Annotated in this window: 9 protein-coding genes; 6 read left to right on the forward strand and 3 right to left on the reverse strand. The window is 61.8% G+C overall.

Annotation, left to right across the window (positions count from 1 at the left end; all coding sequences use genetic code 11):
- Both NZ746_04820 and NZ746_04825 read right to left on the reverse strand, forming a co-directional pair.
- The coding region (locus NZ746_04820) for a hypothetical protein (protein MCS6816688.1) at window positions 1-234 on the reverse strand (234 nt) is incomplete at its 3' end.
- 278 nt (window positions 235-512) lie between these two features.
- The gene (locus NZ746_04825; GenBank protein ID MCS6816689.1) at window positions 513-2075 is read right to left on the reverse strand and encodes an undecaprenyl/decaprenyl-phosphate alpha-N-acetylglucosaminyl 1-phosphate transferase; all 1563 of its coding nucleotides are present in this window, start codon (window positions 2073-2075) and stop codon (window positions 513-515) included.
- A gap of 158 nt (window positions 2076-2233) precedes the next feature.
- Between NZ746_04825 and NZ746_04830 the strand changes: the two genes are divergently transcribed.
- The 4 genes from NZ746_04830 (at window position 2234) to NZ746_04845 (ending at window position 7574) form a co-directional block, all read left to right on the forward strand.
- The gene (locus NZ746_04830) at window positions 2234-4039 is read left to right on the forward strand and encodes a glycine--tRNA ligase (protein ID MCS6816690.1); all 1806 of its coding nucleotides are present in this window, start codon (window positions 2234-2236) and stop codon (window positions 4037-4039) included.
- Window positions 4040-4080: 41 nt separating this feature from the next.
- A complete protein-coding gene (locus NZ746_04835; GenBank protein MCS6816691.1) occupies window positions 4081-5508 on the forward strand; it encodes an HD domain-containing protein in 1428 nt (475 codons plus the stop codon).
- A gap of 68 nt (window positions 5509-5576) precedes the next feature.
- Window positions 5577-6281 (forward strand): gamma-glutamyl-gamma-aminobutyrate hydrolase family protein, encoded by a 705-nt coding sequence (locus NZ746_04840; GenBank protein ID MCS6816692.1) that lies wholly within the window; start codon window positions 5577-5579, stop codon window positions 6279-6281.
- 744 nt (window positions 6282-7025) lie between these two features.
- Window positions 7026-7574, forward strand: a complete 549-nt coding sequence (locus NZ746_04845; protein MCS6816693.1) for a DJ-1/PfpI family protein — start codon at window positions 7026-7028, stop codon at window positions 7572-7574.
- A gap of 109 nt (window positions 7575-7683) precedes the next feature.
- Here the strand turns inward: NZ746_04845 and mnmA are convergent, their stop codons facing one another.
- Window positions 7684-8835 carry a tRNA 2-thiouridine(34) synthase MnmA gene (gene mnmA, locus NZ746_04850; GenBank protein MCS6816694.1) on the reverse strand — a complete coding sequence of 384 codons (1152 nt, stop codon included), beginning with the start codon at window positions 8833-8835 and terminating at the stop codon, window positions 7684-7686.
- 43 nt (window positions 8836-8878) lie between these two features.
- Between mnmA and NZ746_04855 the strand changes: the two genes are divergently transcribed.
- The gene (locus NZ746_04855; protein MCS6816695.1) at window positions 8879-9682 is read left to right on the forward strand and encodes a CbbQ/NirQ/NorQ/GpvN family protein; all 804 of its coding nucleotides are present in this window, start codon (window positions 8879-8881) and stop codon (window positions 9680-9682) included.
- Between the two features lie 16 nt (window positions 9683-9698).
- Complete coding sequence (locus NZ746_04860) at window positions 9699-12755, forward strand: VWA domain-containing protein (GenBank protein ID MCS6816696.1); 3057 nt, start codon at window positions 9699-9701, stop codon at window positions 12753-12755.
- Window positions 12756-12781: the final 26 nt, after the last annotated feature.

The following is a 12781-nucleotide window of genomic DNA, read 5'->3' on the forward strand; positions in this document are numbered from 1 at the left end:
GACCTGTTGCGGGACATCGTCCTCGTAAACGGTGAAATGATCCGATTTCAGCCCCGTAACGAAGCGCCCTAGTTGATCGGTCACGCTGATGGAGAGCAAGACCAGCTCCGACTTGAGCCGAATGAATTGCTCTTGCAAGGACTGATCTGTCGAAGTGGTCACTCGCGTGACTTGCCCCGAAGCGCTTTGTGATCCGGCAGGGTTCGGCACGGGCGCGTCCGCGTTACGCCACACGACCTCCGGAGTCGCAGAGGGCTCTTTCGCTGGGACAACGGCTGATGATTGGATTGGGAAGGGCCCAAACGGGAGGAGCAAAAGCCCTGCCCACATGCACACAAGCGCTCGCCACCACCTGAACGCGAAGGATGGGGAGGTTCTCCTGATCCTTGGGCTCATCGTTCCCTCCTTAGTTTCGGTCTTTCGTTTTTAAAAACCTGTTCCGGCGCGGACCCTTAATGATAAAGACAATCGCGCGCCAATGCAACGGAAATCTTCGCGCCCTGGGCCGCCGCTCAAACTCCTCGCCTGGCCGGAGAAAAGGAGCGCGTGGCAAGGATAGACTCCACGCTCAGGCGTTCGAGCGCGCGGGCGAGCTCTTGCTGCAGGGGCACGAGAAAGTAAGCTCCCGTAAGCGGATCGCTCGTTCCCAACGTGCCGCGAAGCCGAAGTTCGCCCTGAAGCTCCCCCCGCGCATCGGCCAGAGGAAGATGGACGCTCCAGATCGGCGCGCACCCTTCCAGCAATGCCCGTCGAGAGAGCACGAGCCCCCAGTGCTCCCTCCATCGGACCTCAGCCGAGTCGAAATCGCCGATCTCCAACAAATGGGCGAGCACGGCGCGCAACTGGTGTGGCGACTCCACGTGTTGAAGCTCCATGATCGCGCGCCGCCATTGAATATTCTTGGTCAGGACACGATGATGTCGAAGAGCCCTCCTCAGCGAGGAGAGCAGTTCTTGGAATTCGGGATACCCGAGCGATTGAATGACGAAGAAGACCGAAGCGCCGAGGACGAAGAGGAGGATGCCCAGTGGCTTCCCTTGTGGGTTCACAAACAGGAGGCTGAACAACCCACAGCCCGCACAGGCGGCGTAGAGCACGAGCACGACCTGTCGCCGCGTCAGTCCCCGTCGCAACAGCATGTGATGAATATGCTCCAAATCACCCTGAAAGAGCGGTCGTCGGCTGAGGGCTCGACGAGCGAGTGCCCAGAGGGTGTCCAGGATCGGAAGACCAAAGGAGACCAATGGAATCGCGACGGCGACAGCCGTGGCACTCTTTTGTGATCCTTCCACGGCGAGTGCCCCGAGCAGAAAGCCCAAGAAAAGGCTTCCCGAATCGCCCAGGAAGATCGTCGCTGGCGCGAAGTTATATCGGAGGAACCCGGCGATCGCCCCGGCGAGCGCGACTGTGAGGGTGACCATCAGCGGCTGATCGTAAAAGAGTGCGGCCACAAGGAGCGTCACCGTAGCGAAGAGCGCTGCCCCTGCCGAGAGGCCATCGAGTCCATCGATGAGGTTGAAGGCATTCGTGATGCCGACGAGCCACAGCAGGGTCAATGGGAGCGACAAGAGGCCCAGTTCGATCGTCCCTCCGAATGGATTCCAAATTCGGGTGATCTGAACGCCGAGGGCATAAGCCAGTAGGGCCGCCGCGATTTGCACGGAGAATTTGATGCGGGCGTTGGTGCCGCGCAGGTCGTCGTAGAGGCCGAGCAGGAGAATGAGCGTGCTCGGCACGAGGACCTTCGCAACCTCCGAGAGCTGCGCCCGGAAATGGAGCGCGACTCGATTCTCCACAAAGAGCAGCCCGGCAAGCGCCAGAAGAAAGGCCGCGTAGATGGCGAGTCCGCCTGGCCGGGGTGTCGGATGTTCGTGAATCTTCTGCGGCCGATCCGGCCGATCGAGGATTCCCCATCGAATCGCCAAATGTCGTACGAGAGGCGTCAGTACGGCAGAGAGTGCGAGAGCTAGGATGAACAGCGCCAGATAGGTCTTCATCGCCTCGCCCGTCCGTTCCGCGTCTTCGCATCGCTCGCGATCGCCCGTCGTCCGACGTTCGCCACTCGGCTTGCACACCGTATCACCAAAAGCCCGCGATGTCAAATGAGAACCGATGCGACAGATCTCTCATCGAATTCGACGCGGCGGACCGGGCGTCGCCCTATACCCTTCCCATCGGATCGTCTGGTATCATAACGTGTCTTGCTGACATCGCTGCGGATGGAGAAGGGATGATGAGCGTGAGCTTGGAAACGATTCGCAGTCTGTGCAAGCGTCGGGGATTCGTCTTCCCGTCCTCGGAGATCTACGGGGGAATCGAAAGCATCTGGGATTACGGGCCGCTTGGCGTCGAGTTGAAGAACAATATCAAGCGCGCATGGTGGCGGGCCGTCGTCTATGAGCGGGACGACATCGAGGGGCTGGACGCTGCCATCCTGATGAACCGGCTGGTGTGGAAATATTCGGGGCATGAGGAGACGTTCTCCGATCCGCTGGTGGATTGCCGCGAGTGCAAGCGCCGATTCCGAGCCGATGACGTCTTGGAGGAATCCCTCAAATGGGCGGCGGAGCAAGTGATGGCTGATGTTCCTTGGGAGGACTTGTCGCGATTTGTTGAGGAGAGTGCAGCCTTCCTTGATGAGCTCGAGCGGCAAGAGCGAGAACGTGGGCGCGTCTATCCGAGCCGATGGGCGTTCGTCACCGAAGTGACGCAAAACCCTGAGATTCGGGAGCAACTTCAGCGTCGGATCCCGGAATCGCTTCGGCGGCCTTTGCCAGAGATAGATTCCGGTCCGGTGAAAGCGTGGGCGGAAGTGCTGGAACGGGTCGGGCCGCTCTTCCGTGAGCGGCTGGAGGCGATTCGAGCGCTCGAGGCGAGCTTCGGGCGGACCTATGAGTCTGAGGCCCAACTTCTTCGGCAAGCGATCGTGACGTATCGGCCGTGGACGACCGACGTGGTGCGCGCGGCGTGGAATGAGCTTTTCGTCCTTCTGAATGAGAAGAAGGCACTGCGCTGTCCTCGTTGCGGAGCGGTTGCGTCGTTCACCCCGCCGCGTCGGTTCAACCTCATGTTCAAGACCTTCATGGGACCCGTTGAAGAAGAATCGGCGCTCGTCTATTTGAGGCCGGAGACGGCGCAAGGCATCTTCGTGAATTTTCTGAACGTGCTCGGGAGCGCGCGGCGGAAACTGCCGTTTGGCATCGCCCAGATCGGAAAAGCCTTTCGTAATGAGATCACGCCCGGACAGTTCCTCTTCCGCGTGCGAGAGTTCGAGCAGATGGAGATCGAGTACTTCGTGCGCCCGGGCGAGGACGAAGCGTGGTTCGAGCACTGGGTCGAGGAACGCTTCCGCTGGTATCTCCGCTTGGGCTTTCGCGCGGAGAATCTCCGGCGGCGGGAGCAGTCGCCGGAGGAGCTGGCCCACTACAGCAAGCGCACCGTGGACATCGAGTACCGATTCCCTATGGGCTGGGGGGAGATCGAAGGAATCGCCAATCGGACGGATTACGATCTGCGGGCGCACTCGAAGTCTGATCCGCGGAACGAGCATGCGACGGACGATCTCACCTATTTCGATCAGGCGACGTCAGAGCACATCACGCCGTATGTGATCGAGCCTTCGGCGGGCGTGGATCGTATCTTCCTGGCGCTCTTGTGCGATGCGTATCACGAGGAAACCGTGCGCGGGGAGAAGCGCGTCGTGCTCCGACTGCATCGGGATTTAGCGCCGATCAAGGTGGCTGTCTTTCCTCTGCTCAGGAACCGGAGCGAGTTGGTGGAGCTAGCCCGTCGAATTGCTGCCGATTTACGCCGAGTCGTTCCTGGACGCGTCGTCTACGATGACACGGCTTCGATCGGACGGCTCTATCGCCGTCAGGATGAGATCGGCACGCCCTATTGCGTGACCGTGGACGTTCAATCGCTCTCGGACGAGCAGGTGACCATTCGCGATCGCGATACGATGGAACAGGTGCGGCTTCCCATCGCTCGTCTGGGGGAGTATTTCGCCGAACAGTTCCGATCGTCGCTTGTGGGATAAAGGCTCTCGATGTGGTGGACTCTTCGGGGATGAGGGAGGCGATGGCGACATTCGATGTCCCGGAGAAGATTCTCGCCCTTTGTCGGGCGATTCGAGAGGCGGGAGGGCGTGCGCTTCTGGTCGGTGGCGGCGTGCGCGATCGGCTGCTCGGTCTGCCGTGGAAGGATTTCGACCTGGAGGTGTACGGGCTTTCCGCCGAGGCGTTGAAGCAGCAGCTCGAACGCTTCGGGGAAGTGAACACGGTCGGCGAGAGCTTCACTGTCTACAAGCTGCGACTCAATGGGTGGGATGTGGATGTGAGCCTCCCTCGTCGGGAGGTCAAGAGTGGACGCGGACATCGCGGCTTCCTCGTCACGGGCGATCCCTTTCTGAGTCTCGAGGAAGCCACGCGTCGGCGCGATTTCACGATCAATGCCATGCTCTACGATCCGCTGGCCGAGGAGCTGCTTGATCCTTTCGGGGGGCGCATGGACCTCGAGCAGCGGATCTTACGCATGGTGGATGCGCGGACGTTTCCGGAGGACAGTCTGCGCGTCCTCCGCGCCATGCAACTAGCGGCGCGGTTCGAGTGCACGATCGAGCCGCAGACGCAGGCGCTCTGCCGCTCGATTGACCTTTCGGACCTGCCGAGCGAACGAATTTGGGGGGAAGTCGAGAAGCTTTTGCTCCTGGCGCGGCGACCTTCCATTGGTCTTCAAGTCGCGCTCGATCTGCTCATCATCGAAAAGCTCTTCCCCGACTTGAAGTGGCTCGTCGGATGTCCGCAGGATCCGATTTGGCATCCGGAAGGGGACGTGTGGACGCACACGCTCCTGGCCGTGGATCAGGCGGCGACGCTCGTTCGGGAGCATCAGTTGCCGAAGGCGAAATGGCTGACGGTGATGTTGGCCGTGCTGTTGCATGACATCGGAAAGCCGCTCACGACGAGGGAGGAGAAGGGACGTATTCGCTCCATCGGGCACGAAGAAGCGGGCTTGGAACCGAGCCGTCGCGTGCTCGATCGGTTGAATGTCCATACGATCAACGGTTACGACGTTCGCGGGAACGTTTTGGCGCTCGTGGCCGATCATCTGAAGCCTGCGCAGTTTTACAGAGACCGCGAGCGCGTGAGCGATGGCGCCTTTCGTCGCTTGGCGGCGCGATGCGATCTGGAGTTGTTGTATCTTGTGGCGAAAGCCGATGCGTTGGCGCGCGGGCCGGCGTCCAACGCCGAAGCCGAAGAATGGTTCATCGCGCGAGCGCGCGCATTGGGAGTTGAGCACGCGCCGCCTCGTCCCTTGCTCATGGGGCGCCATCTGCTCCAATTGGGGATGAAGTCCGGTCCCGAAATGGGGCGCCTCTTGCGGACGATATACGAGATGCAACTGGACGGAAAGGTCACGACCTTGGAGGAGGCGCTCGCTGTCGCGCGCCAATTGCTCGCGCAGGAGTCCATCGCAGAGCCCTCCGAGCCGCGCTCGCGGACTTGACGCACACGGTGGACGTGGCTGTGACCTCTGGGGAGAATCGCGCGAATCCTCAACGTGGAGGGAGGCTAGTGCGAACCGTTTTCGTATTGCAACACGCCGCCTGTGAGACGCTCGGCACGATCGCGGCCGCACTGGAACGCGCGCATGTGCGAGCCGTGTACATCCGCGCGTTCGCCGGAGATCCAATCCCCAAGCACATGGGCGAGGCCGTCGGTCTCATCCTCATGGGTGGGCCGATGGGCGTCTACGAGCAGGATCGGTATCCGTTCCTCACCGAGGAGATCCGCTTGATCGAGCACGCGCTCGCGGCGGGTAAGCCTATTCTCGGCGTGTGCTTGGGGAGCCAATTGCTGGCGGCCGCGCTCGGCGCTCGGGTTCGGAAAGGGCTGCAGAAGGAGATCGGATGGTTCCCTATCACGCTCACGGAAGCAGCGCGCACGGATGAGCTTTTTGCCAGCGCGCCGCCTTCGTTCATCGCCTATCATTGGCATGGCGACGTCTTCGATTGTCCGTCGGGAGCTGTCTCGCTAGCGCGCTCGGAGTTGACCGAATGTCAGGCCTTCCGCTATGGGACGAACGCCTACGGATTGCTCTTCCATCTGGAGGTGACCGAGCCGATCATCGCTGAGATGGTTCGAACCTTCGCCGAGGAATTGCGCGAGGCGAGCCTCTCCGGTGAGGAGATCGTCCGACAAGCCGCACAGCATCTGCCCGAGCTGGAGCGAATCGGGCACGCGGTCTTTCGCGCCTGGACGCGCCTGATTGAGGCGTGAACGAGAACGCGCGTTCCAGTCTTTATAAAAGAGACCCGGCATATCTCGCACGCGGCGATGCGTGACAGGAAGCGTCCTCATCGTTAGCCCCTTTGCATTTTTTCATCTTGGTGCGTGGATCGGGACTTCCGACGCAAGTAGCGACAAGTCCGGCGACTGGAATCCCGTATCCGAAGGTGGAGCGCGAGCCGTACGTGGTGGCTGGAACACTTACGATCACCGACTTCTTCGGTCGGACGATCGCTGAGGTGCGCGCGCCACTGGCCGGTATCGCGCTCTACATTGTCGTCACGCCGCCAATCTCGTAGGGCGAACCCGTGGCCTTCATCAGAGTCTCTAAGTCCTCGAATTGAAGCGCTCCGTTCGCTCAGTGCGAGTTTTCGACCCTTCGGCGAGCATCTCGTGGAGGGGGAAATCCCCCACTCCTGGGGAAAATCTCATGCGTTCTTCTTCGGCGTGCTCGTCGCCCGCGCGAGGATAACTCTCTGCAGGCGTAGGGACTAAAAGCGAGAAGCAGCGAAGCGGCATGGGGCTTGCAGAAGACGACGAATGGCTATGCGTGAGAGGTATCGTGTCATCATGCCGCACGTCGAGCTTGGGGAGCGAGGGGTCTCTCGTCAATCGGACGATCGGGCGAGCTTCTGTTCAACCCGGCATCCGAAGATGTGGGGATATTGGCTCGCGAAGCCGAAATTCTGAGCGCTTCGGAGGGGGGATCTCCTCCCTCCATCCCGGGAGGGAGCTATGGAGGAGAAGGGCTTGAAGGGGAAGCGGATCCTCATGGTCATCGCGCCGGAGGAGTTCCGAGATGAGGAACTCTTCACGCCGAAAGAGATCTTCGAGGCCGAAGGGGCGGAGGTGAAGATCGCCTCGACGCGGCTCGGTCCGGCCCGCGGAATGCTCGGCGGGAGCGCTTCGCCCGACTTGCTCATTGCCGATGCGCGGGCGGACGATTACGATGCGATCGTCGTCGTCGGAGGGATGGGATCGCCGACATACTTGTGGTCCAATGAGGCACTGCATCGGTTGCTGCACGAGGCCGATGAGAAGGGGAAGATCATCGGCGCCATTTGTCTCTCGCCAGCCGTTCTCGCGCGCGCCGGTCTCTTGCGCGGACGTCGCGCGACCGTATACGTGACGGAGGACTCCATGCACGAGCTGCAGCGTGGAGGGGCTCACTATCAGGGCGTGGATGTCGTCACCGATGGGCGGATCATCACGGCCAGTGGACCACAAGCGGCTGCCGAATTCGGCCGCGCCATCTGCGCGCAGCTCGGTGCGCGTCCGCGCTGAGGACGCTTGCGGGGGGCCTTCTCGGTGAAGTTGGCGCGATGGCTTCTCCGGCGTCAGGGACGTCGCAAGGGAACGTCGGTCTCGGTCAGCGCCTCCGTGTTGATGAGAATTAAAGGATCCAGCCGCCGCCGATGACGAGATCGTCCTGGTAGAAGACGGCCGCCTGACCCGGAGTGATGGCGCGCTGCGGCTCGTCGAAACGGACGAGCACGGAGCCATCGTCGTTCGGCTCGATCGTCGCCCATGCCTCCTCGTGCCGATAGCGGATCCTCGCTGTGACGCGCATGGGCTCGCGCAGCTCAGCGATGGCGATCCAGTTCGGGTTCACGACGCGGAGCTGCTCTCGATAGAGGTCGCGCTCCTCGCCGACGATGATGCGATTACGAGCGACGTCGAGGTCCACGACGTAGACGGGACGTCCCAAAGCGAGGCCGAGCCCTCGTCGCTGTCCGATCGTGTAGCGATGAATCCCGTCGTGATAGCCGACGACGCGGCCGTCAGTGGTGACGATCTCTCCGCGCCGCGGTCGCGGCAACGTCCGACGCTCCTCAGCCAGAGGATCGTGGCCATCTATGACGAGGCCCGTCTCGACGTACTGCTCGACGAAGCGAACATAGTCCCCATCGGGGACGAAGCTGAGGTCCTGACTCTCAGCCTTCTCCGCCACGGGGAGGCCAAGCTCGCGTGCGAGACGTCGGACGTCCGACTTCGTCAAATGGCCAAGGGGGAAGACCACGCGCGCCAGTTGCTCCTGCGTCAGCTCGAAGAGGAAATAGGACTGATCCTTCCGACGATCCACGCCGCGCCGCAGCAGGAAGCGGCCGCGCTCCTCATCCCACTGGACGCGCGCATAGTGGCCAGTGGCCACGCGCTCGAACCCCAACTGCTCGGCGAAGCGGAGGAAGGTGGCGAACTTGATCCGCGAGTTGCAGGGGACGCAGGGATTGGGCGTGCGCCCGCGCAGATACTCGCGCACGAAGGGGAGGACGATCTCTCGCTCGAACTCCTCCTCGAGGTTGAGGACATAGAAGGGAATGCCCAATTGCGCGGCGACACGTCGCGCATCGTAGATGTCGTCGAGTGAGCAGCAACGCGAGGGCAGAGGTTCCCCGTTCGGCCCCGTGAAGCGACGCTGGTTCCAAAGCTGCAACGAGAAACCAACGATCTCGTGCCCTTCGCCCTTCAACAGAGCCGCGGCCGTCGAGCTGTCCACACCTCCGCTCATGGCGACGGCAATCCGCATGGTCCTTGCTCCGTCCATGTGGTAGCGCGCCTCCTTCAAAGATGCTATTATAGCAGAGGCTATGATGGAAGTGGCGGAGAAGTATCGGATCAAGCGCGAACCGTTCTACCTGCCGACGAACAATGAGGTGGAGTTGTTCACGGCGGCATATGTTCAGAAGCTCCCCGTGATGTTGAAGGGACCCACCGGATGCGGCAAGACCCGATTCGTTCAGTACATGGCGTGGCGACTCGGACGACCGCTCATCACCGTCGCGTGTCACGAGGATTTGTCGGCGACGGATCTGGTCGGGCGGTTCTTGCTCGAGGGGGAGGAGACGGTTTGGCACGATGGGCCGTTGACGACGGCCGTGAAGATCGGCGCGATCTGTTATCTGGATGAGGTCGTCGAAGCGCGCAAGGATACGATTGTGCTCATCCATCCACTGACGGACGATCGGCGCATTCTTCCCATTGAGAAGTTAGGGACGCTGCTGGAAGCCCCCGATGAGTTCATGCTCGTCATCTCCTACAATCCGGGCTATCAGAGCGTGCTCAAAGATCTGAAGCAATCCACGCGGCAACGCTTCGTGAGCCTCGAATTCAACTACCCCTCCTTTGAGAATGAGGTGCGCATCGTCATGCACGAAGGTGGCGTGGACGAGGAGACGGCGCGCGATCTGGTGCGCATCGGCCAGAAGGCGCGCAATCTGAAGGGACATGGCCTGGAGGAAGGGGTCTCCACGCGCTTGCTCGTCTATGCCGCGCAGCTCATCCGAAGCGGCATCCCCCCCTATGAGGCGTGCGAGGCCGCGATCATCCAGACGATCACGGACGATCCCGAGATCCAACGGAGCCTCCGCGAGATTGTGACGACGATCATCTGAACGTATGGACGATTCGATGCGAAGGACATTGGAGCGGCAATTGAAGGGGGTGGCGCCAGAGAAAGCCGAGCATCTCGTCGGGCGACTGCTGCGACTGCCGGCCGATCGGGCCTTTCTCTTAGTGGAGATGGGCTTGAGTTTGACGACGGCGAGCGTTCGGGCAGCGGCGGAATTCGTGCGCGCCGCCCCTGAGGTGGGAATGCAACTGGAACCGGAGGAGCTGAAGATTTGGGGAGAAGTCGGCCGACGATTGGCGAGCGTGAGTCCGGAGAGCGCGATCGCCTTTTTCCAAGCGAGTCCCTCGGTCCTCGAAGCCCTTCCCCTTCGCGTGCGGCGCGAATTGTTGCTGACGGTGCATCGGCAATCATTGATCTCCAGCACGGTGGCACTCGAATGCTTTCAGCGCGCGCCCGAAGTCCTGCGGCGCATCGGGGATGAAGACCTGGCCGCGCGCCTCTATCTCATCGCTGGGGAGATCGCTCGTCGGAGTGCGACACAAAGCGCGGAGTTCTTGGGCCGCGCGCCCGAGCTGATCGCGCGCTTTCGGCACGGACGCGAGCGTCAATCCGTAGCGCGCGACCTCTCCGATGAGACGGGGGGCACGCGCCGGCTCCTGGAACGAGCGCTCGCACTGACGGCCTTCTTCGCGGAGAAGGCCGGAGGCTTAGCGACGGAGTTCCTTTCGACATTCGCGCGCATGCCAGTCGCCGCTCGTCTGGAGGATCAGCTCAAATTGCTCGATCACACGCATGCGTTCTTGGAACGGGGCGGGGGCATCGCCTTGCAGTATTTTCAGGTCGCGATCCGCGTGCTCGCGCTGGCGGGGGCCGACGGCTTGGCGCGATGGACGGATCTGACGTGGAAGATCGCCCGGCAAGACAACGCTGCCGTGTACAACTTCCTGAAGCTCACGCCGCGCGTCCTGGAGGCGCTCACGCAAACGCAGGGGCCGGCGGCGCCTGCGCTCATCCCACATGTCCTTGAGGTCGTGCGCCAGGTGAGCGATCGCAGCATCGCGTTAGGGATCGAATGTTTCCGCTCCAGTCCGCGAGCCCTGGCCTCGGCCACTCTCGAGCAATTCGTGCAATGGGCCCAATCCGGATTGACGCTCTATCCCAAGGACAGCCGTCGCGCTCAGGCCTATTATGCTCTGGAGACGCGCGCGAGCCAACACGCCCTCCAACAAACGGCGGGAGGCGTCACCCTCGAGCGCGTGAGTCAGACGCTGCGCCTCTACATCCAAGGGATGACCGGACGCTCGGTGACCATTCGTCCGTTGAACCATCTGCCCGATCAAGTGTCCGTTGCCGATGGTCAGACGATTGCTCTGCCCGCGGTCATCTCTGAGTTCGGGGACGAGGAGGCCGATTTCAAACTCTACAAGGTCTTGGCCGCTCATGCGGCGGGACAGTTGGAGTTCGGCACGTATGCGCGCGACCTGCCCGAGTTGATCGCCCTGGTTCACGAGCTGCGGCGCACCTCTTGCCCAAGCGACGAGGGTTCGGCGTCCGAGCCCGTGACCTTCTCGACGATCCTCGCGCTTTTGCCGGATCGGGAATTGGCCGAACGCCTCTTCACGACGTTCGAGAACGGTCGCATAGATTTCCTCCTTCGCCATCATTATCGCGGATTGCGTCGGGATCTCGATTTCGTGCGGCAACGGATGCGCGAGCGGCGTCCGCCTTTGGAAGAGTTGTCGCCTGCTGACCTCGTCGTGGAGGTCCTCTTCCGCCTAGCTCTTCTCGGAGGCGTCGCCGACGAGGTGCGCCATCGACTGCCGCATCTGGTGACGCTTTTGGAAAACGTCCTGGATCAGTTCATCCGACGCGTGGACGCCACAGTCGCTGATAGCTTACGGGCGACGCACCTGGTCCTCCAGCTCCTGAAGGCACAAGGCGCTTTGCGCGATGCTGAAGCCACATCGGAGCAATCTGCCGCGGAGGAGCCGAAGGATGAGGCCGAACCCGAGATGGGAGAACAGCCCGTGCATCCGCGCGTCCTCACTGACCGTCAGCCGCGTCCGGCCGATCGCCTCGAGCCATTCAACTTCTGGATTCGCCGCCATCGCGATTCGGACTCCGTGGAGTGGGAGCAGATCGAGGAGTCGCCGTTCGCCGAGGAGTTGGAGGCCCAAGAGTTGGAGCCGGGCGATCAGGCGTTCTATTACGAGGAATGGGATCACGAGCTGGCGGACTTTCGCATGGCTTGGTGTCGGGTGATCGAGCGCCCGGCGCGACGCGGCGCGCGGCAGTTCGTCCAAGCCGTGCGCGCGCAGTATGGGCCGATGATCTCCTCGATCCGATACCAGTTCCAGCTGCTGCGCCCGGAGGCGTTGCAGAAAGTGCGAGGAGAACTGGATGGCGAGGAATTCGATCTGCAAGCGGTGATCGATTACGCCTTGGATCGTCAGACCTCCGGACGCGTCTCCGAGCGCTTATACGTGAGACGCCTGCGTCGTCAGCGCGACGTGGCCGTCTCGTTTCTGCTGGATATGTCCAGCTCCACGGCGCGCACGGTCTCGCCGCGTTCGTCGCGAGCTGGGACGTCGCGCCCGAGCAAGCGGATCATTGACATCGAGAAGGAAGGCCTGGTGCTGATGAGCGAAGCCTTAGAGGCTGTCGGCGACCGCTACGCCATCCAAGGATTCACGAGCGAAGGGCGGCACAATGTGAAGTTCTACATCATCAAGGACTTCGATGAGAGGCACTCACCCGAAGTCGAAGCGCGCATCGGGGGCATCACCTATCAGAATAACACTCGCCTGGGCGCGGCCATCCGTCACGCGACGGCTCGTCTGATGAGTCAGGAAGCGCGCACGAAGCTCTTGATCGTCCTGAGCGATGGCCGACCTTACGATCACGACTACGGCGATGCGCGATACGCGCGCGAGGATACCAAGATCGCTTTGCGCCAAGCTCGCATGGCCGGTGTCATCCCCTTCTGCATCACCATTGATCGCGAATCCGAGGTCCAACTCCGCGACATGTACGGCGAGGTGGGATACACGATCATCGACGACGTGTTGAGCTTGCCCGAACGCTTGCCAAGCATCTATCGCCGCCTGACGCGGTGAGGCGCGGCTCTCCGTCGAATCCCGAG

The organism is Blastocatellia bacterium (assembly GCA_025055075.1).
In the GTDB taxonomy this organism is placed as follows: domain Bacteria; phylum Acidobacteriota; class Blastocatellia; order HR10; family HR10; genus HR10.

Excerpts from the sequence above, each read along its gene's own strand:
- NZ746_04830 (MCS6816690.1), top strand. The coding sequence starts at position 2,234 with ATGAGCGTGAGCTTGGAAACGATTCGCAGTCTGTGCAAGCGTCGGGGA.
- NZ746_04835 (MCS6816691.1), top strand. The coding sequence starts at position 4,081 with ATGGCGACATTCGATGTCCCGGAGAAGATTCTCGCCCTTTGTCGGGCG.
- NZ746_04845 (MCS6816693.1), top strand. The coding sequence starts at position 7,026 with ATGGAGGAGAAGGGCTTGAAGGGGAAGCGGATCCTCATGGTCATCGCG.
- mnmA (MCS6816694.1), bottom strand. The coding sequence starts at position 8,835 with ATGGACGGAGCAAGGACCATGCGGATTGCCGTCGCCATGAGCGGAGGT.
- NZ746_04855 (MCS6816695.1), top strand. The coding sequence starts at position 8,879 with ATGATGGAAGTGGCGGAGAAGTATCGGATCAAGCGCGAACCGTTCTAC.
- NZ746_04860 (MCS6816696.1), top strand. The coding sequence starts at position 9,699 with ATGCGAAGGACATTGGAGCGGCAATTGAAGGGGGTGGCGCCAGAGAAA.